Annotated in this window: 21 protein-coding genes; 7 read left to right on the top strand and 14 right to left on the bottom strand. The window is 35.8% G+C overall.

The genetic code is table 11. The features are described from left to right. Nucleotides 1–52: 52 nt before the first annotated feature. Both NSS74_RS01845 and NSS74_RS01840 read right to left on the bottom strand, forming a co-directional pair. Nucleotides 53–1,738 carry a long-chain-fatty-acid--CoA ligase gene (locus tag NSS74_RS01845; RefSeq protein WP_012261774.1) on the bottom strand — a complete coding sequence of 562 codons (1,686 nt, stop codon included), beginning with the start codon at nucleotides 1,736–1,738 and terminating at the stop codon, nucleotides 53–55. Between the two features lie 192 nt (nucleotides 1,739–1,930). After that, nucleotides 1,931–3,067, bottom strand: coding sequence for a BclA C-terminal domain-containing protein (locus NSS74_RS01840; RefSeq protein ID WP_340813155.1), 1,137 nt, complete (start codon nucleotides 3,065–3,067; stop codon nucleotides 1,931–1,933). Between the two features lie 405 nt (nucleotides 3,068–3,472). Here NSS74_RS01840 and NSS74_RS01835 point away from each other — a divergent pair, with 405 nt between their 5' ends. From NSS74_RS01835 to NSS74_RS01820, 4 genes are all read left to right on the top strand, one after another. Beyond that, entirely contained in the window at nucleotides 3,473–4,447 is a 975-nt protein-coding gene (locus NSS74_RS01835) for an ABC transporter substrate-binding protein (RefSeq protein ID WP_340813154.1), read from the top strand. 7 nt (nucleotides 4,448–4,454) lie between these two features. After that, nucleotides 4,455–6,491, top strand: coding sequence for a Fe(3+)-hydroxamate ABC transporter permease FhuB (fhuB, locus tag NSS74_RS01830; RefSeq protein WP_002143296.1), 2,037 nt, complete (start codon nucleotides 4,455–4,457; stop codon nucleotides 6,489–6,491). Nucleotides 6,492–6,549: 58 nt separating this feature from the next. Continuing rightward, the gene (locus NSS74_RS01825; protein WP_000284970.1) at nucleotides 6,550–7,053 is read left to right on the top strand and encodes a DinB family protein; all 504 of its coding nucleotides are present in this window, start codon (nucleotides 6,550–6,552) and stop codon (nucleotides 7,051–7,053) included. A 134-nt stretch (nucleotides 7,054–7,187) separates the two neighbouring features. After that, nucleotides 7,188–7,520, top strand: a complete 333-nt coding sequence (locus NSS74_RS01820) for a YfjL-like protein (protein WP_340813151.1) — start codon at nucleotides 7,188–7,190, stop codon at nucleotides 7,518–7,520. Between the two features lie 63 nt (nucleotides 7,521–7,583). Here NSS74_RS01820 and NSS74_RS01815 read toward each other — a convergent pair whose 3' ends face one another. From NSS74_RS01815 to NSS74_RS01785, 7 genes are all read right to left on the bottom strand, one after another. Then, entirely contained in the window at nucleotides 7,584–8,279 is a 696-nt protein-coding gene (locus NSS74_RS01815) for an ABC transporter permease (RefSeq protein WP_088040209.1), read from the bottom strand. 24 nt (nucleotides 8,280–8,303) lie between these two features. Further along, a complete protein-coding gene (locus NSS74_RS01810) occupies nucleotides 8,304–9,173 on the bottom strand; it encodes a DUF4097 family beta strand repeat-containing protein (RefSeq protein ID WP_002143300.1) in 870 nt (289 codons plus the stop codon). Nucleotides 9,174–9,210: 37 nt separating this feature from the next. Continuing rightward, on the bottom strand, nucleotides 9,211–9,915 hold the full coding sequence (locus NSS74_RS01805; RefSeq protein ID WP_002143305.1) for an ABC transporter permease: 705 nt from the start codon (nucleotides 9,913–9,915) through the stop codon (nucleotides 9,211–9,213). A 34-nt stretch (nucleotides 9,916–9,949) separates the two neighbouring features. Next, on the bottom strand, nucleotides 9,950–10,111 hold the full coding sequence (locus tag NSS74_RS01800; RefSeq protein WP_002143307.1) for a hypothetical protein: 162 nt from the start codon (nucleotides 10,109–10,111) through the stop codon (nucleotides 9,950–9,952). Next, nucleotides 10,104–11,027, bottom strand: a complete 924-nt coding sequence (locus NSS74_RS01795; RefSeq protein WP_002143308.1) for an ABC transporter ATP-binding protein — start codon at nucleotides 11,025–11,027, stop codon at nucleotides 10,104–10,106. The genes NSS74_RS01800 and NSS74_RS01795 overlap by 8 nt, the downstream gene beginning before the upstream one ends. Before the next feature lie 126 nt (nucleotides 11,028–11,153). Next, nucleotides 11,154–12,089, bottom strand: coding sequence for a HAMP domain-containing histidine kinase (locus NSS74_RS01790; RefSeq protein WP_002143309.1), 936 nt, complete (start codon nucleotides 12,087–12,089; stop codon nucleotides 11,154–11,156). 1 nt (nucleotide 12,090) lies between these two features. Then, a complete protein-coding gene (locus NSS74_RS01785; RefSeq protein ID WP_002143310.1) occupies nucleotides 12,091–12,783 on the bottom strand; it encodes a response regulator transcription factor in 693 nt (230 codons plus the stop codon). Between the two features lie 169 nt (nucleotides 12,784–12,952). Here NSS74_RS01785 and NSS74_RS01780 point away from each other — a divergent pair, with 169 nt between their 5' ends. Both NSS74_RS01780 and NSS74_RS01775 read left to right on the top strand, forming a co-directional pair. After that, nucleotides 12,953–13,126, top strand: a complete 174-nt coding sequence (locus NSS74_RS01780; protein ID WP_002015431.1) for a hypothetical protein — start codon at nucleotides 12,953–12,955, stop codon at nucleotides 13,124–13,126. Further along, complete coding sequence (locus NSS74_RS01775; RefSeq protein ID WP_001014315.1) at nucleotides 13,127–13,321, top strand: YwbE family protein; 195 nt, start codon at nucleotides 13,127–13,129, stop codon at nucleotides 13,319–13,321. Nucleotides 13,322–13,364: 43 nt separating this feature from the next. Here the strand turns inward: NSS74_RS01775 and NSS74_RS01770 are convergent, their stop codons facing one another. Next, complete coding sequence (locus NSS74_RS01770; RefSeq protein ID WP_340813150.1) at nucleotides 13,365–14,564, bottom strand: class I SAM-dependent rRNA methyltransferase; 1,200 nt, start codon at nucleotides 14,562–14,564, stop codon at nucleotides 13,365–13,367. A gap of 92 nt (nucleotides 14,565–14,656) precedes the next feature. After that, complete coding sequence (locus NSS74_RS01765; RefSeq protein ID WP_002143311.1) at nucleotides 14,657–16,447, bottom strand: cation:proton antiporter; 1,791 nt, start codon at nucleotides 16,445–16,447, stop codon at nucleotides 14,657–14,659. A 256-nt stretch (nucleotides 16,448–16,703) separates the two neighbouring features. On the opposite strand from NSS74_RS01765, the gene isdG reads away from it, so the two are divergent. Then, on the top strand, nucleotides 16,704–17,027 hold the full coding sequence (gene isdG / locus NSS74_RS01760) for a heme oxygenase (protein WP_002143312.1): 324 nt from the start codon (nucleotides 16,704–16,706) through the stop codon (nucleotides 17,025–17,027). 69 nt (nucleotides 17,028–17,096) lie between these two features. Here the strand turns inward: isdG and srtB are convergent, their stop codons facing one another. From srtB to NSS74_RS01745, 3 genes are read right to left on the bottom strand one after another with little or no spacing between them, the layout of a single operon-like run. Then, on the bottom strand, nucleotides 17,097–17,861 hold the full coding sequence (srtB, locus tag NSS74_RS01755) for a class B sortase (RefSeq protein WP_002129321.1): 765 nt from the start codon (nucleotides 17,859–17,861) through the stop codon (nucleotides 17,097–17,099). A gap of 31 nt (nucleotides 17,862–17,892) precedes the next feature. Next, nucleotides 17,893–18,663, bottom strand: coding sequence for an ABC transporter ATP-binding protein (locus tag NSS74_RS01750; protein WP_002088890.1), 771 nt, complete (start codon nucleotides 18,661–18,663; stop codon nucleotides 17,893–17,895). Next, nucleotides 18,653–19,636, bottom strand: a complete 984-nt coding sequence (locus NSS74_RS01745) for a FecCD family ABC transporter permease (protein WP_002143313.1) — start codon at nucleotides 19,634–19,636, stop codon at nucleotides 18,653–18,655. Before NSS74_RS01745 ends, NSS74_RS01750 begins: the two co-directional genes overlap by 11 nt. Between the last annotated feature and the right edge of the window lie 21 nt (nucleotides 19,637–19,657).

The following is a 19,657-nucleotide window of genomic DNA, read 5'->3' as shown; positions in this document are numbered from 1 at the left end:
ATACTGACTATTTAGAAAAGTGTCAATCCTATTTTTTCAAAAAGAAAGGGCCTTAGCCCGTTTGCTCATCCTCATTCTTTCTCTTCTCTTCATCTATTAGGACACGGCGTAAAATTTTTCCGACTGTCGTCTTCGGCAACTCACTTCTAAACTCATATACCTTCGGAACTTTGTAAGCTGCTAAATATTTACGTGCAAACTGATCTAATTCCTCTTCAGAACATTCAGCGCCTTCTTTCAAAACAACAAATGCTTTTACAGTTTCCCCTCTGTACGGATCAGGAACACCAATCGTCACTACTTCTTGCACCTTTTCGTGTTCATATAACACTTCTTCTACTTCCCGAGGATATACGTTAAAACCGCTAGCAACAATCATATCTTTCTTACGATCTTTCACATAGAAAAAGCCATCCTCATCCATGTATCCTACATCACCTGTATGAAGCCAGCCATCTTGCAATACAGCCGCCGTTTCTTCTGGCTTATTCCAATACCCTTTCATAATTTGTGGGCCTTTGACAACTATTTCACCAATTTCACCTGAAGGTAATGCCTCTCCTGTTTCAAGTGACATGATAATTGCCTCCGTATCTGGCCACGGTACCCCAATACTTCCTGGTACACGTTTTTCCCACAAGAAATTCCCATGCGTAACAGGTGATGACTCCGTTAATCCATAACCTTCTACTAGTTTACCACCTGTAACGCTCTCAAACTCCTCCTGTACTTCTACAGGAAGCGGTGCAGAGCCACTAATACAAGCCTGAATAGAAGAAATATCATATTCTTTTAAAAGAGGGCTATTTAAAAGAGCAATATAAATGGTCGGCGCTCCTGGAAATAGTGTAACTTTATGTTTTTTAATTGCTTCAAAAACCATTTTCATATCAAACTTCGGAATAAGCACCATTTTATACCCTTGCATAATACTTAAATTCATTACAGCTGTCATTCCGTACACATGAAAAAATGGAAGGACACCAAGGATTACTTCTTCTCCTTCTTTACAATTATATAACCAATGCGCTCCCATTAAAGTGTTCGAAACGAGGTTTTTATGCGTTAACATAACCCCTTTTGGAAATCCTGTCGTTCCCCCCGTATACTGCAAAAGAGCTAGATCATTTTCAGGATCACAGGGAACCTCAACATCAGTATTACTTTCCCTTTCTACTGATTTCCATAGATGAATCGTTTCGCTTTCCGACACATTCACAACAAGATTCGCCTGCTTTTTTTGTACAAATGGATAAAGTAAATTTTTAGGGAATGGTAAGAAATCTGCAATACGAGTTACGATAATGTGCTCCAGCTTTGTGGCATTTTGAACATTAGTAACTCTCGGAAACACTAAATCAAGACAAAGAATGACTTTTGCCCCCGAGTCATGAAGTTGATACTCAAGCTCTCTTTCTGTATAAAGAGGATTCGTTTGTACAACAATCCCCCCCGCAAGCAAAGTACCATAATAACCGATTACGGATTGCGGACAATTCGGCAACATAATCGCAACTCTATCTCCCTTTTCAATACCAAGCCTTTGAAGATAATTCGCAAACTTCTTTACCTTGTCATGGAAATCTGAAAATGTAACATCTTTACCTAAAAAATGAAGCGCTTTCTTTTCTGGATAACGAGAAGCTATTTTCTCTAAATATCCATGAAGTGGCTGAATATCATAAGAAATAGTACTAGGAATTTCCTCTGGATAACTTTTCAACCAAGGTTTTTCCACCTTCATTCCCCCTTCAAATACATAAAAAATAAATGAATGTTCATTCATGATGGTTGTTTTCATTATATTATAGTCATAACAACGTTACAATCATAATATTCTGACTCTTTTATAACTATGCTTTACTTCCTTAACTTCTTATTATATGTAGAAACTCTCCTAATTTTAAAAGAATAAGAGAGTTCACGTTACTTAGCTTAATCTTATAATCGTTAAAACTGCACCAGGTGTAGTCGTTGATAATGTGGCAACAGCTAACAATCCAAACAACTGCAAACTAATTGCACTCCCCGCTGCAAGAGTCGTAATAATTGTCGCACTAAATGAAGTCGTTGCTAATGCGGGAGAATTGATAGTCCCAGCAAGCGGTGCACCATTAATTGTAATTCGCGAACTAACTAATAATGAAGCCGTTATATTAATTGTATATGAAATATAATAATTCCCCGCATTTGCGGCCGTAAATACTGTGTTCCCCCCCGACACTGTAATTCCCGGACCGATATTCTGATTATTTGGAAGTGGGACATTTGTTCCACCAAGAAGCACTGATATTGCCGCTCCTGATGTATTATTCGCAAATGCATACGTCGCAGTTATACTTGTACCTGTTACTCCCGTCGCTCCTGTTTCACCTGTTGCTCCCGTTGCTCCTGTTGGACCTGTTGGACCTGTTGCTCCTGTTGCTCCTGTTGGGCCTGTTGGACCTGTCGCTCCTGTCGCTCCTGTTGCTCCTGTTGGGCCTGTTGGACCTGTTGGACCTGTTGAACCTGTCGCTCCCGTTGCTCCTGTTGCTCCCGTTACTCCCGTTGCTCCCGTTGCTCCTGTTGCTCCTGTTGCTCCTGTTGCTCCTGTTGGACCTGTTGAACCTGTTGAACCTGTTGGACCTGTTGAACCTGTCGCTCCCGTTGCTCCTGTTGCTCCCGTTACTCCCGTTGCTCCTGTTGCTCCCGTTACTCCCGTTGCTCCTGTTGCTCCTGTTGCTCCTGTTGCTCCTGTTGAACCTGTCGCTCCCGTTGGACCCGTTGCTCCTGTTGCTCCCGTTATTCCCGTTGCTCCTGTTGCTCCCGTTGAACCTGTCGCTCCCGTTGCTCCCGTTATTCCCGTTGCTCCCGTTATTCCCGTTGCTCCCGTTGCTCCCGTTACTCCCGTTGCTCCTGTTGCTCCCGTTGAACCTGTCGCTCCTGTATCACCTGTCGCTCCTGTTGGACCTGTTGGACCGAGCTTAGGAACTGTCCCATCGCAACTAAAACAGCACGAATCAACATGTAAACCATTTTGATTATTACATCCACAATATCCATTTGCATTATTACTCCATAAAGACATGTTGACCCTCCTTCGTGTTCGATCTTTTAAGTAAGCCCACTAATTAAAAATATCTTTCTAATAAAAATCAGTTTTTATTTTCCTTATCAACTACCCGCTCTGGAACAAACCTTTTATAAACAAATTTTTTTCCTTACATTCTAATAAATATTACATGCAATACGCTCTCCTTTCGCTTGTACTTTCGCCTTCCTCATTAAAGGAATTTCAGCTCCTTCAACCTTGATACACGTATGCATTTCAATACGATATATTAAAATCCGTATAAATCATTATTTTTAGTCAAAATTTTAAAAAAATATTGACACTTAAAACGCCCTCATAGTATGATTTTGGTGTTGTAATTGATAACGATTTTCAATATCGTACATATTGCAAATAAAACATTTTATTTGGGGGCAGAAGATGAAGAAAATTTTCAGTATTTTCATAGTAGTTCTTCTATTCGCTGTTGGATGCGGGCAGCAAAAAGAGGAGAAAAAAGAAACAAAAGCGGACAATAAAAATCAAGCTATAACAATTAAACACGCTGAAGGGGAAACGAAGTTAGATAAACCAGCGAAAAAAGTTGTTGTACTTGAGTGGGTATATTCAGAAGACTTATTAGCGCTTGGTGTTCAGCCAGTAGGGATGGCAGACATTAAGAATTATAATAAATGGGTAAATACAGCAACAAAACCAGGTAAAGGTGTTGCCGATGTAGGAACACGTCAACAACCAAACTTAGAAGAAATTAGCCGTCTAAAACCAGATTTAATTATCACAGCTTCATTCCGTAGTAAAGCTATTAAAAACGAATTAGAGCAAATCGCTCCTACAGTTATGTTCGATCCATCAACAAGCAATAACGATCACTTTGCTGAAATGACAGAGACATTTAAACAAATTGCAAAAGCAGTTGGAAAAGAAGAAGAAGGTAAAAAAGTATTAGCTGATATGGATAAAACATTTGCAGATGCAAAAGCGAAAATTGACAAAGCAGACTTAAAAGATAAAAACATCGCAATGGTACAAGCATTTACAGCTAAAAACGTACCAACATTCCGTATATTGACTGACAATTCTACAGCTTTACAAGTTACAAAAAAATTAGGTTTAACAAACACTTTTGAAGCTGGGAAATCAGAGGCAGATGGTTTCAAACAAACAACTGTAGAATCATTACAAAGTGTACAAAATTCAAACTTCATTTACATTGTAGCGGATGATGATAACATTTTTGACACGCAACTAAAAGGTAACCCTGCTTGGGAAGGGTTAAATTTCAAAAAAGAAGACAAAATGTATAAATTAAAAGGCGACACTTGGATTTTCGGTGGTCCTGAGTCTGCAAAATCTTTAGCAACACAAGTAGCAGATGTAATGACAGCGAAGAAGTGATTACACGATGAATAGCTTACAACATACACTTCGAGCAAGTCTTGTATTCGGAGGAGGAGCAGCTCTCTTGCTCCTCCTTTTCTTTATTCATATCGGACAAGGGCAAGCAAACATTTCCTATAGTATGATTATTGATGCTCTTATCTCACCGAACCAATCACTAGAGCATCAAACTTTAATCATGCTTCGATTACCTAGAGCTGTAATTGCCATTTTAGCTGGAGGTGCTCTTGCTGCATCTGGAGTCATTTTACAAACGTTAACGAAAAATCCACTTGCTGAATCCAGTACAATGGGTATTCATTCTGGTGCATATTTCTTTCTAGTAGCGGCTACAATTTTCTTACCGAAAGGTCTGCAAGTTAACTCCCTTCTTTTCACATTTATCGGCGGTGCTATTACTGCTTTATTTGTATACCGTATTTCTGGTGGGAAAAAGGGAACCCCACTTAGAATGGCACTAGCTGGTATGGTCGTTACATTAATGCTTTCTGCCTTTACCGGAACGATGCAGCTTTTCTATGAAAATGAAACAGCTGGTTTATTTTTATGGGGAGCTGGATCTCTTATTCAAAATAACTGGGATGGCGTTCAATTTGCCTTTCCATTTATCATTATTTCTTTCCTAGTTTTACTATTTATGTCTCGTAAACTCAACATCCTCTTACTTGGTGATGATGTTGCTGTTTCTCTTGGTGAAAAAACAGCAGTAACACGTCTTATCGCCTTCATTGCTGCGATCTTTTTAACAGCAGTAATTGTAACTGTTGTTGGACCGATTGGGTTTGTCGGCTTAGTTGCACCACACTTAATGCGCCTTATTGGTTATCGGCAACACTTTACCCTCCTTCTCTCCTCTTTCTTATGGGGAGCAATATTATTACTAGGAGCAGACGTTGTTGGTAGATTAATAGATCCAACTGGTGCAGAATTACCTGTCGGGGCAGTTACAGCAATGATTGGATCACCTTGGCTTATTTATTTAGTGTATCGAATGATGAAATCGAAACAATATATGAATGATAACGGCGCAAATGCAGCTGGAGCTAGTTCTCGCTATTACTCTTATAAAAAGGTAATCATTATCTCTATCACACTTTGCATTGTGACGATTGCTCTTGGTGTTACAATCGGTAGTAACGCTTATATCGAAAGTATTACAAATGTTATATCAGGACAATTAACACAATTTGATAAAAATATGATGATGAACCTTCGTTTACCAAGAATGCTCGTTGCTGCTATTGCTGGAGCATGCCTTGCGATAAGCGGACTTGTTTTCCAAGGTATATTACGAAACCCACTTGCCGATCCTTCTATTATTGGTATTTCATCGGGAGCAGGTGTTGGCGCTTTAACTATTATGTATGTCTTTCCCGCACTTCCTGGTTTCTTCCTACCAATTGGTGCATTTATTGGTGGACTACTTGCAGTTGGAATTGTCCTCTTCTTCTCATGGAAATCAGGATTTAGTCCAACAGCTCTTGCTTTAATAGGAATTGGCATTTCAGCGCTCGGCTCAGCGATTATTCAAATCTTTATCGTTAGAGCAAATTTGAATGTTGCTGCGGCCTTAACATGGTTGTCAGGCAGTACGTATGCAAGAGGATGGAATCACTTAGAAAATATCATTCTATATCCATCTCTTATTCTTATACCAATTATCTTTTTCTTAATGAAACAACTTGACGTTCTTGTACTTGGAGATGATTTAGCAACCGGACTCGGGCAGCCTGTAAATAAAACGCGTCTTGCTCTAATTGTGTTAGCGACACTACTTGCATCTGTAAATATCGCAGCTGTCGGTACGATTGCCTTTCTAGGTCTTGTTGCACCACACTTAGCACGAATCGTCGTTGGTATGAATCATCAAAGATTATTCATTTGCTCCGCACTATTTGGAGCAATCCTTCTTTCCATTGCTGATTTACTCGGACGAACAATTGCATACCCGAAAGAAATCCCTTCTGGTCTTGTCGTTGCTGTACTTGGAGCACCTTATTTCTTATGGTTGATGAGGAAGAGCGGGAAGAAGGTTGGTTAAAAGGAAACTATCTTTTTTTCACGAATGTAACCTATGAACATAACTAGGAGGGATAAATATGTACCAAACTATTGAAGGTTTTCTACAATCATGGACATACGAGGCTGAGTCTACTCAGAAGATGCTCGATGCATTAACCGATGAATCTTTATCACAAGAAATTGCACCTGGGCACTGGACTTTAGGGAGAGTCGCTTGGCATATCGTTACAGCACTTCCTGTTATGCTATCAGGGACAGGGCTTAAGTTTGAAGGAGAAACGAAAGATTATCCTGTACCAACTTCAGCAAAAACAATTGCAGATGGGTATCGCAAAGTGAATACGGCTTTTATTGAAGCACTTCAAAGTGAGTGGACTGATAAAGACTTAGCTACTATTAATAACTTCTTTGGTCGTCCTATGCCGAATTCTATATTTTTAATGACACTCATCAATCATCAAAATCACCACCGCGGACAGATGACTGTTTTAATGCGTCAAGCTGGCTTAACAGTCCCTGGCGTTTATGGTCCTGCAAAAGAAGAATGGGCTGCTACTGGAATGGAAGCTCCCCAAATGTAACGACAGAAAAAGACAAGGTGTTTATGCACCTTGTCTTTTTCTGTAACTTGTTTCATGTGAAACTATTTTCTACTAAATGGTATTTTATGAGAAAATACGTTAAGATAAATTCATATTAATTGGAGGGAACTAAATTGAATACAAAAAACAAAAAAATAACAATAAGAACTCTCTTACTAACTTCTATCATTGGAGTTATCGGTGTATCTCTTTATTTCACAAGTTATGGTACCCCTTGGGGAAAACAAACAGCAATCGCTGAATCAAAAGAGTATATTACAAAATACTTTGATCTAGATGCAAAAGTCAAAAATACTTCTTACGATTCTAAAATGAATAGCTATGCAATCGCCTTTGAAACAATTGAAGATGGAGAATTTACTATCGAATATAAAGGTCCTAATAACTTTAACATTTCTCCAGGAGTGCAAGAATATTTAAGCAAACACTATAAATTTAAAGAGTAGTAACGAAGCATACATATACAAAAAAGAGTTGGTATAACGCCAACTCTTTTTTACGTATTCTTGTCATACTGTTATATCTTCCTTCTCTATATTTTTAATTCCGTAATATGCAATCGCAGCTCCAATCGCAGCAAGTGCTAGTTGAAGGGGAAGAAAAGTTGCTGTAGAAAACATAGGAGTGTTATTAATTGCAATTGATACAACAATCAGAGATGAAACAATTGTAGTTGGCACCGAACGTTTACGCATTCCGAAATATAGAGGGATTAAACTTATTCCCGCAGTTGCAATGGCTAAAGGAACAAGGTTTATCCCTTCTTGCTTCAATTGATCTATTGTGAATGAATTAGGAAGAATTGAAAAATAGCTATCTATCCCAAAGAAAACTCCTACTACTAAAATGTTAGATAAAATAACTGTTATAAATGTTACTATCGCTATAATGGCCAACTTACTACTCATCATTTTCCTCCGATTAATAGGATAAGAAAACATAAGTAGGATTGTTTTGTTTTTATATTCACTAATTATTAACCTTGCGATTAATACACTACCAAAAATAATAAATGTTGCTCTTACTAATGTACTAGCCGTTAATAACATCATCTGCGGATCCCTTATTTCCGGATCACCTTCTACTTGAGCAACGATGCTCGTAAAGATCATTAATGCCAGTATAGCGATATTTGCAATAATCGCTCCCCTTACATACCATCCAAGCTTAAACTTCTTCATTTCTAGCTTCATAAGATGTAGCATAATAGTCCTCCTTTCATTTACATTTTAATCGATATAAATCGCTCCTGTTTTACTTAAAATCTTCACTTCGTTTTTTGCATCACCAATGGTTCCCGCTTTTATTTTTTCTGTATTTTTATTTTTCTTAAGTCCATTTACATTCACCATTACGTCAGACGAATTACTTTTGGCCGTAAGTTTTAAAGATGTCGGAACACCTTTATACCGTACGCCAATATCTCCTGATTTTGTTTCTACAAATAACGATTTTCCTTCTTTCATATCTTTCAGTAATACTTCACCGGATGTTGAAGTGATGTTTATATTTGAGTTACTTACATTTGTTATATAGTTATCACCAGTCGTAGACTTTATATTTAATTCTTGTACTGAACTATCTTTTACAGCTAACTCTCCACTTTGCGATATGAATTCACCTTTCTCGGCTAATAGTCCTACAACCATTTCATCTCCAGACTCACTTTTTGTCACGATATTTTTCACTTCTATATCGCTTATTTTCACATCACCCGATTTATTATTTAATACAATTTTATCTATTTCTTTCTTCGGAATAGCTATAGATATACTATTTTTCTTCCTAAATGTAAAACCATTAAAAAATTTGGTCACCTTTTGTTTTTGCTTAATCACAACTTTATTACCGTCATTTTCTATTTTGACGGGATCTATCTCTTTATCTACTTGTTGACCTTGGGCGAAAACTACTATTTTATTAGAGTCTGTACTTTTAAATTCAATATCCCAGTTTTCATTGTCTACTTCTATTTCTTTTATATTATTTATCTCAAAAGACTTTTCTTTCTTAAAATCTTTCCCCTGAAACACCTTAAAACCAAAAACTACACTAGCAATTGTAATAAGTAAAATTGCAATTACTATTATTTTTTTCACTATTCATACCCCAATTCGTTGTTGTTTTAAGCTTACTTCACACCACATCAATCTTGTCGATTTTACGATATGAAAGATAACTAATGAAAATCCCTAATAAACAGAGCACTATTGGGATACCGATAAAATTAAACATACTTACTTGACCGTTTCCAGAACCAACGTTACTACTAATTAGCATCCCAATTATTACTGCAGAAGTAATTGTTGTCGGTGTCGATTTCTTTCTCATCCCAAAAAATAAAGGAATTAAACTTATACCAGATATCATAAATGCACTTATAAAAGTAGTTGGAACGATAGCTATTATTTCACCTATCGTAGCTGGCGTTTCAATCAGTCCCATCATTGGACTCACAAAATATACGAGTAAACTAATACTGAAAGTAGCGATAATCGTGCTCACAAAACAAAAACAAAAAACAATTGTTAATTTCGCCCTCATTAGCATTTTTCTTTGCAGTGGGTACATAAACAATAGTTGTATTGTTTTGTTCTTATACTCATCAATTATTAAACGTGATAAAATGACCGAACTAAAAATAATGAATGTTATCCTAATAACAGTGTTTATTAAAACCATTTGTTGCGTGAAGTCAGAGAATAGCCCATCTACCTCGTCTTTCGCTCCCAACGCCATGAGGTTTACTACGGTGAAAATTGCTATAATACAAATTGCTACACTTTTAAAATAACTAGATAATTGATGTTTCTTCCATTCAAGCTTCATTAATTTAAACATGTAAACCATGCCTCCATTCCTTATATAACTGCCTCTACGCTACTAACATTCTAATTCCAGCAGTAACTACGCTTAACATTCCTATCACTAATAAAATTAAAATCCATTTCCGCTCAGGTTTTCTATAATATAAAATCCCACTTATGAACATTACGATCAATCCACTTACTATATTCACTAACAACCCATTAAGCATGAATGCCCTCTCCATCCATTACATTTAAGAAATACTCCTCTAAAGAACTATGTTTCTTATTAATACTTTCAATTTCTACATCGTTCATAATGAGTGCTTTTGAAATGGCTTGCTGCGTCGCCTTCAATTCATACACACGAATCATGGTTCCACTCATTATTTTGTAGTTTTTTATACCAAGTTTATCTTCTAAAATATAAGCTGCACGTTTCACATCAGGAACAGTGATTTCAATGTACTCTGTTTGCTTTCCGTTAATACTCTTCATTGAAACTTCTTTTATTAGTTTTCCATTTTGAATTACACCAATTGTATCCGCCATTTGTTCCATCTCGCCTAAAATATGACTAGAGACTAATAACGTAATACCGTATTCTTTGCAGAGCATCTTAAATAAATCTCGTAACTCTTTAATACCAATTGGATCTAAACCATTAATCGGTTCATCTAAAATGAGTAGTTCTGGCTTTGTCATGATCGCCCTTGCAATACCAAGTCGTTGCTTCATCCCTAATGAAAAATCTTTTACTTTTTTATCATCTATACCGTGCAGTTTTACTAAATTTAAAGCATGATCAATTGCGTTTTTATCGTAATACCCCATATATTCACAATGTAATTCTAAGTTTTCCTTCGCCGTTAATTTATCATAAAAGATTGGATATTCGATAATTGTCCCCATTCTTTTTAATACTTCATAAGATGTGTCTGTTAACTTCTCACCGAAAATTTCAATATCACCGCTCGTCGGTTTTATTAAATTTGTGATCATCTTCATAATCGTTGTTTTACCTGCACCATTCGGTCCTAAGAAACCGTATATCTCACCTTTTTTCACATGCATGTTAACACTAGAAATAACTTCTTTCCCTTTAAACACTTTCGTTAACTGATTCGTTTTTAATATATATGTCATGTCACTGTCTCCTTTCGCACTACTTTATATTTCTATAATAGACAACGGAAATCTCTTTTTTCTTACCCGTTCCTTACAAATTCCTTACGCTGAAAAAAAAGCTTGTAGAATCTACTTCTCTACAAGCTAAAACAGCATCTTTGTTAATACAACTGTAAAAATTGTTTTTTCATACGGCTTACTAGAAAGATGTATTTCTCCGTCCATCGCTTCCACAAGCCTTTTCGTAATCGTTAACCCTAAACCGCTTCCTTGGTACAATCTATTTCTTGAATCTTCAAGTGTGTACATACGCTCAAACACTTTATCAATGTGAGATTCATCAATTCCTTTTCCTGTATCCCATACATCTATATACACACTCGTTTCATCATCTCTTAACGTCATACCAAGTGTCTTTCCATCGTCACCATATGTAATCGCATTTGATATTAAATTATTCAATACTCTACCTAATACTTCTACATTTCCAAGTGCATATATATTTCTTTCTGGTATATCAATATGAACTTGAAACCCTTTCGTCGTCACTAAATCATAAAAAGATAAAATCTTCTCGCGGCAAACTTCATTCATATTTACTTTTGTCATCTCAATTGCTTTGTCACCGGATTCTAATTTTGCTAAATCAAAAAACTTATGAATCAGTTCCATCACTTCTAGTGTTTTTACATGCACCTTTTCGAGTAATATTTGCTTCTCTTCCTCATTTATCGTTTTATCCTTATTTAACATTTCGGTATATCCAAGAATAACTGTTAGTGGTGTTTTCAAATCATGTGAAATATTTGAAAGCATTTTTCTCATCGAAATTTCCACTTTCGCATGATCTGCATTCGTTTTCTGTTTTGCATCTAATAAATGATTAATCCCCACTAATAAATTTCGCAATTCTAGATCATCTGTCATAATTAATAGCTTCTCACCAGTTTGTTCTTTTACAATTCGATTTAACTTCTCATACGTGTAGCGTAAATTCCTACTACTATTTTTCCTAATTTTATATTGCACGTAAATAACGATAAGCAATATAATAATCACCACTGTTAAAAATACAACCATACTACATCACTTCCAACTTATAGCCGATGCCCCATAATGTTTTAATATATTCTGGATTAGATGGATCACTTTCAATTTTCTCACGTAATCTTCTCATATGAACATTAATAACATTATCATCACCATAATATTCTTCATTCCAAACAAGCGTATATATTTGTGCTTTCGTAAAAACACGATTTTGATTCTTCACGAATAGCTTTAAAATCTCAAATTCTTTTAAAGTAAGTTTAAGCTGTCTTCCCTTTTTCTCCACAGTAAAATTAATTGGGTCAATTATTAAATCACCAATCTGAATCGCCTCATCTTTTGATTCCACAGCTGAATACTTTGTAGACCTCCGAATACCCGCTTTTACACGTGCAGCTAGTTCAATCATAGAAAACGGCTTACAAATGTAATCATCTGCTCCAAGTCCTAATCCAACAGCTTTATCAACATCTGTATCTTTTGCCGACATCATTAAAATCGGAACTGCACTCTTCTCACGAATAATACGTACAACCTCTAAGCCATCTAGCTTTGGCATCATAATGTCGAGGATAATCAAATCAAATGAACCTTTTAAATATGTGTTCACGCCCTCTTCTCCATCAGATGCGATTGTAACTTGAAATCCTTCTTTTATTAAATACTTTTCCACCATCTCTTGAATTGAAATATCATCTTCAACTAATAAAATATGATGTGACATATGTCTATCCCCTTTTTTACAAACATTAACATTTCAATTGTATCGTAACGAATGAATACTGTGAAGAATTATATGAATTTTCAAACCAACTTCCCTTCCTTCCATAACAATGATATGATGAAATTCACTACGATTGTTCATAATTAACTTTATATAAAGGAGACTTATCATGTCAGAAAACAAAAAAGTAAGCTTAGCTGATTTAATGCGCGAACAACTTGCGAAGAAAAAGCAAGGAAATGGAAACGGCTCAAATAATGGAAGTCAAAGTCAAGAAACGAAAAAATTACAAAACCAACAAACGAAGAAAACAAACAACCAACGTAGACGTACAGGTGTATAAATGAACGGGCAAAAACGATCTAACATTTCATCAGGTCTTGAAGTTGATATTGTATTAAAACAAGATCAACGTACAGGTAAGCTAACAAGAGGAATTGTAAAAGATATTTTAACGAACTCACCTTCACATCCGCACGGCATTAAAGTAAGATTGCAAGACGGACAGGTTGGCAGAGTACAAAATATTATTCAATAAGAAAAGGAGCTCATTTAAACTTGAGCTCCTTTTCTTATTTTCATTAACCTTTAATTTTTTCGATGAAAGCTACTTTTAAATAGTCTCCCTCTTTAAATTGATCAATTGTACGGAAATCTTCTGGTAAAGAATGTTCTTCTAATATTTTATATTTACCGTTCATTTCTTTAAATGCTGTATCGATAAAGCCATTAAACTTTTTCATATCGAATGCGCTACAATTTGTAGAAGCAACGATAATACCGTTATTTTCTGTAATCGCAATTGTTTCTTTTAATAAGTTTTTATAATCTTTCGCCGCACTGAACGTATATTTTTTCGAGCGTGCAAAGCTTGGGGGATCAAGTACAACCATATCAAATTTCATCTTTTTCTTAGCTGCATATTTGAAATATAGAAATACATCTTCTACAATAATATCTTGTGCTTCATAATCAATTTCATTTACACTAAACTGCTCAATCGTTTTACTTAAACTACGATTTGCAAGGTCCACACTCGTTGTTTTACTCGCTCCGCCAAGCGCTGCAAATACAGAGAAAGCCCCAGTATAAGAGAACATATTTAAAACCGTTCTTCCTTTTGCATATTTATCACGAATTTGTTTTCGAACGTTACGCTGATCTAAAAACACACCAACCATCGCCCCGTCATTTAAATATACAGCAAAGTTTACACCGTTCTCTTTTACGATAAGTGGGAACTCACCGCGCTCTCCTGCGACGAAATCATCACCTTCAATGTATTTCCCTTTCGTATCAAAACGCTTTTTCTCATAAATCCCTTTGAAATTTGCTACTTTTTGAAGTGCTGCTATAATCTCATCGCGGAAAGTATAAACCCCTTCACTATACCAACTTATTACGTAATAGCCGTCATAATAATCGATGATTAAACCACCAAGGCCATCGCCCTCACCATTCAGGGCACGAAATGCTGTTGTATCATTTGATTTATAAAAATCTTTTCGTTTATGTAAAGCAGATTTGATTTTACTTTCAAAGAAAGGTTGATTAATTTGCTCTTTCTCTTTTCTCGTTAAAATCCATCCATATCCTTTATTTTGTTTTCCATAATAGCCTTTTCCGATGAATTGGTTCTTCTCATCTACTACGTTGATGATTGTTCCTTCTTCACGTACATCATTTAAATTTTGAATAGCATCTTTTAAAATAAGTGGATATCCACTTTTAATTTCTTTTATAAACTTCGGTTTTATTTTTATAGTTACTTCAGATCGCATGTAATGTCTTCCTTTCCATTTGAATGCTTTCTAATTAGTAGGAAGCAATGTAAAAAACGAGGCTGAAAAAAGCCTCGTTTCACTATACCATATTATTGCTTTGCTAGTACAACTAGCTCATCTCCTGGTATAACCGCTATATATTTATACAATGTTGAAAAAGTAAGACTACCATCATCTTGACGAATAAATAATATTACATCCTCTGAATCGCTCTCTTCTTTATTAATTTTGTGTTCTTCCTCAACTTGTATCGTTTTAAATGTATAACCCTCTTCAATTTTTCTATCTAACTCTTCATAAATTTCATTTTGACCAAACAGTAAATGAGCTTTTTTCGAAAGAGAGATGCGTTCTTGCTCAATCTTTTCCACATCATGAATCGGAAGTAAAAATGTATTATGATGTCCAAACTGCGGTACATATGTGTTTGCGACTAATACATTGTAAGAATCCGTATCTGTAACTGAAATTAAGTATTCATACTGATTCATATCTACTTCAAATTGCAACTGCTCTGAGAGTACTTGGCCGTTATATGTATTAAGCCCTTTCACCTTTGCGCATTGCAAATGTTCTTCCGATACATCTACGATTAAGCTCGGAATCCCCATCTCTTTACAATGCATAGCGAATGCAGTTGAGAATGTACTAGCTCCTGAAATTAAAATACCTGGTGGCTGTGTATTGGCTAATCCTAATTTTTTTGCTAAAAATCCAATTGAAAATCCATGAGCACAAACGGTCGTAATTACGAGTGCAAATGTAAGTGCTGTTAATATAGAAGCATCTTTATACCCTTCTTGTAATAACTCCGTCGCAAAGTAACTTGAAACCGTTAATGCAACAATACCTCGCGGCGCAATCCAACCAACTAGCGCCCTTTCTGATTTTGTTAACTCTGTTCCGATTGTCGATACCCAAATTGATAAAGGACGAACAACAAATATCATCATAAGTACGAAGCTAATAATAGGCCAGCTAAAAATCTCCATAATCGTCGTTCTTGGAAGTGATGCTGTTAAGATGATGAAAACAGTCGATGTTAATAGTACGGAAATATTTTCGTTAAAATGACGAATATCACCGATAGAAGAAATATATTTCTTCATCCGTGCAAGTGTAATCCCCATTACTGTTACGGCTAGCATACCTGTTTCATGCATGACTTCATCTGCAATGCCGAAGCATAGTAATACCGTAACGAGCAAAATCGGTGCCTTTAAATATTCTGGTACTTTCCCTTTTAAAATCATATAACTCATAAAAATACTAAACGCATACCCAAGTACCATTGCAAATAACGAACCTGCAAAGAAATATAGTAATGTATGTAAGTGTACATTTTCTTTCGTTAAGAAATTTACAATTTGAAAGGCGAATACAGCAAGTAATGCTCCAAACGGATCAACGATAATCCCTTCCCACTTTAAAATTGCAGCTGTCCTTGGCTTTAATCGTGCTTGGCGTAACAACGGAATAATTACAGTTGGACCTGTCACAATAAAAAGTCCTCCAATAATAAATGCAACCGCCCAATCTAATCCAGCGACGTAATGGGCTGCAAGTGAGCCAGCAATCCAAGCAATAAACGCACCAAACGTAACAATACGAAATACTGGTTTTGATAGTCCCCTCAGTTCACGTACATCTAAACTTAAACTACCCTCAAACAATATAATGGCAACAGAAAGTGATACGAGTGGACTAAAAACATCTCCAAGCACCTCTTTTGGATTAATAATACCGAAAACTGGACCAATTAATAATCCGGCAACTGCCATAACAACAATAGCAGGGAGCTGGAAGCGCCATGCAGTCCATTGTGAGGCGATGCCTAGTGTAATAATAATAACGATACTAAGTAACAGTGATTCGACCATAATACCCTCCTTGTTCATAGTATTGCGAAAGCAAGGTATAAACCATACTTTGCTTGTGTATATTTCTTATTTTGTTTTATTTTAATAATATATAACTTCATTAACTATATGGTCAAATTATTTATATAATAGTAAATTCATCCTTAATTCTACATTTATATGAAAATTACTATTGACAATGATAATGATTTTCATTATCATTTAATGTATATGAGTTCTTGAAAATAAAGGCTACACATTTATAGGAGGAATAAACATAATTATTGTTACAAATACAACTAAAATTACAAAGGGAAATGGCCATAAATTAATTGAGCGTTTTAATAAAGTAGGTAAAGTCGAAACAATGTCAGGATTTTTAGGATTAGAAGTTCTTTTAACGCACAATACAGTTGATTATGATGAAGTAACAATTAGCACTCGCTGGAATGCAAAAGAAGATTTCCAAGGTTGGACAAAGAGCTCAGCATTTAAAGATGCTCACTCACATCAAGGCGGGATGCCAGACTATATTCTTGATAATAAAATTGCTTACTATGATGTAAAAGTTGTACGTATGCCAATGGCTGCAGCACAGTAAGCATATTTCTTTTTTAAAGTATAGAATATGAAGAGTGTTACCACTTCTCATATTCTATACTTTTTTTATTTAATGTCTTTTTACTAGTTTCGCATGTACTACTAATCTTCCCGCTTCTGGATCAAGTGCATAGTCACACGTCGAAAGTGTTACGATTTGATCACTTTCTGTCACTTTTGTATCCGTTTTGTACAGCGATTTTTCTTGAATTTTCTCCAAAAATGATGTGTATTCCGTATCACTACTAAAATCCGTTTCAATGTAATAAAAATCAGTTGTTGTTGTATACACCGAAAACACTTCAAGATCATATCCTTCAAATAATGTATCGTAATATAATTTACGATGCGACATGAAGAAATCTTCATCCAACATTTTCTTTAAACTTCCAAACATAGAACCATCTTTCATACGGTGACCATATAAAATAGTATTTCGATTTTGCGATTTCACATCATTACGATAGTCCATAAAAATGCTTCCTGCTCTCATATCTTCACCTTTATAATTTCGAAATAAATAGTAATCATTGTCTTTTGCTTGAACGATTGGATAATTAATTTGTGTATCATCCATCGTAATCCATCCAACTATTTCTTGGTTAATTTGCTGCAGAACTTTGAACTGTTTACGCACTTCCCCGTCTTGTGATTGCTCTTCCATCGGACTTTTTTCATAAATGTTTTGTGCTTCGGCCATTACTTTACGATTTTCATAGTAATCCATGAAAATATCACCTAATTCATATACTGAATAGAAAAAGGTACCTAAAAAAACAACTGTAAGTATTCGTTGAAAAAAAGAATTCTTCTTCCTTTCTTTTTTGCTACTCAAATTATCACCTCAAAACGGATTGTTCGCATGTTTAAATACCCATTGGGACCATATACAATCCTGTATCTTCATCTTGCTTTACAACGACATCTACACCGTATATCGTCTTTATCATACTTTCTGTCACAACATCATTCGGCTTGCCTTTTGTAACAATTTCGCCGTCTTTCATAACAATGATATGATCACTATAGCGAATCGCCTGATTAATATCGTGTAATACCATAACGATTGTCAATCCTTGTGCTTCATTTAATTCTTTTACTAACTCTAATATTTCAAGTTGATAATAAATATCTAAATATGTTGTCGGTTCATCTAAAAAGAGCATTGGCGTCTTCTGAGCTAACGTCATGGCAATCCAAACACGCTGTCTTTCTCCACCAGATAAAGCATGAATTTCCTTATCACGTTTACTTAGCAAATTCGTACATGCTAAAGCCCTTTCTATTGCTTCTCTATCTTCATCAGTTTGCGAAGAAAATATATTTTTATGAGGCATACGGCCAAAGCTTGTTAATTTCTCTACCGTCATATCTGCCGGTGCTTCATTTTGTTGATGGACAACGGCTAACTTTCTAGCAAACTCTTTCGGTTTATATTGGCTAATTGCCTTCCCATCAAGTATTACCTCTCCACTACGAGGATCGTGATTTCTTGACATCACACCAAGTAATGTTGATTTCCCGCAACCGTTTGGTCCAATAATTGTTGTAATTTTACCAATCTCTATTTCACTACTAACCGACTTTAATCGATCCGTTACATTATCGTACGAAAAGGTTACATTTTTAATTTCCATGAACTTTATCACTCTTTCTAAGCAAGAATATTAAGAATGGGCCACCAATAACTGCCATAATCGTCGCTGCTGGAATTTCGTTAGGTGGCACAATTAACCTTCCAATCGTATCCGCCGTCAAAATTAATAACGCCCCTGCAAGAGCAGAAAATGGAATTAATGCTTTATGGTCTGAACCAACTAGTTGTCTTGAAATGTGCGGAACGAGTAATCCTACGAAAGCGATAACACCTGCAATTGCTGTTGATACTGCCGCTAAGAGTACTGCAATGGCAGAAATAATAAGACGAACTCTCGTCACGTGCAAGCCTAAGTTTTTTGCAGTCTTATCTTGTAGAGATAATAAGTTACACCAAGCTCCGACAAACAGTGCAAGAATAAGACCAATTGTTCCATAAGTAACCATTATTTCTACATCGCCCCACGTCTTCATCGTTATATTAGAAGTCGTCGTTTGCTTAATACTCTTAATGAAGTATCCACAAATCGTAATGAACGATTCATTTAATCCAGTGAACATCGCATTAATGGCAATACCAATTAAAATAATGCGAAGCGGACTTAATCCTGATTTCCATGAAAACGAATAAACGAGATAACACGCAAACGCACCACCTAGAAAGGCGAATACCGGCGTCCAGAAAAAGAATTGCGGGAATAGCGTAATAATAACAAGTGTCATAAAACTTGCTCCTGAAGATATCCCGATTACCCCAGCATCAGCAAGTGGATTTTTCATGACAGCTTGGAAGAGCACGCCCGAAACAGCAAGAGCTGCTCCAGTAAATAGTGCAATAATAATACGTGGGAAACGTAAATCTTTAATCACTTCAACATCTTCATTTGCCCCTGTAAATATTCCTTGTACAAGGTCAATAATACCTACTTCTAAACTACCTTTCGTCGCTGACAACAAAGTCATAATGATGAGTAATACAGTAACAATAAAGAAACTCCATAATTTTTTATTCATGCTAATCTTCCTTTATATTAA

It is taken from the genome of Bacillus sp. FSL E2-8868, from assembly GCF_038005505.1.
Classification (GTDB): Bacteria; Bacillota; Bacilli; order Bacillales; family Bacillaceae_G; genus Bacillus_A; species Bacillus_A mycoides.
This window is presented reverse-complemented; position numbering and strand designations above follow the sequence as displayed.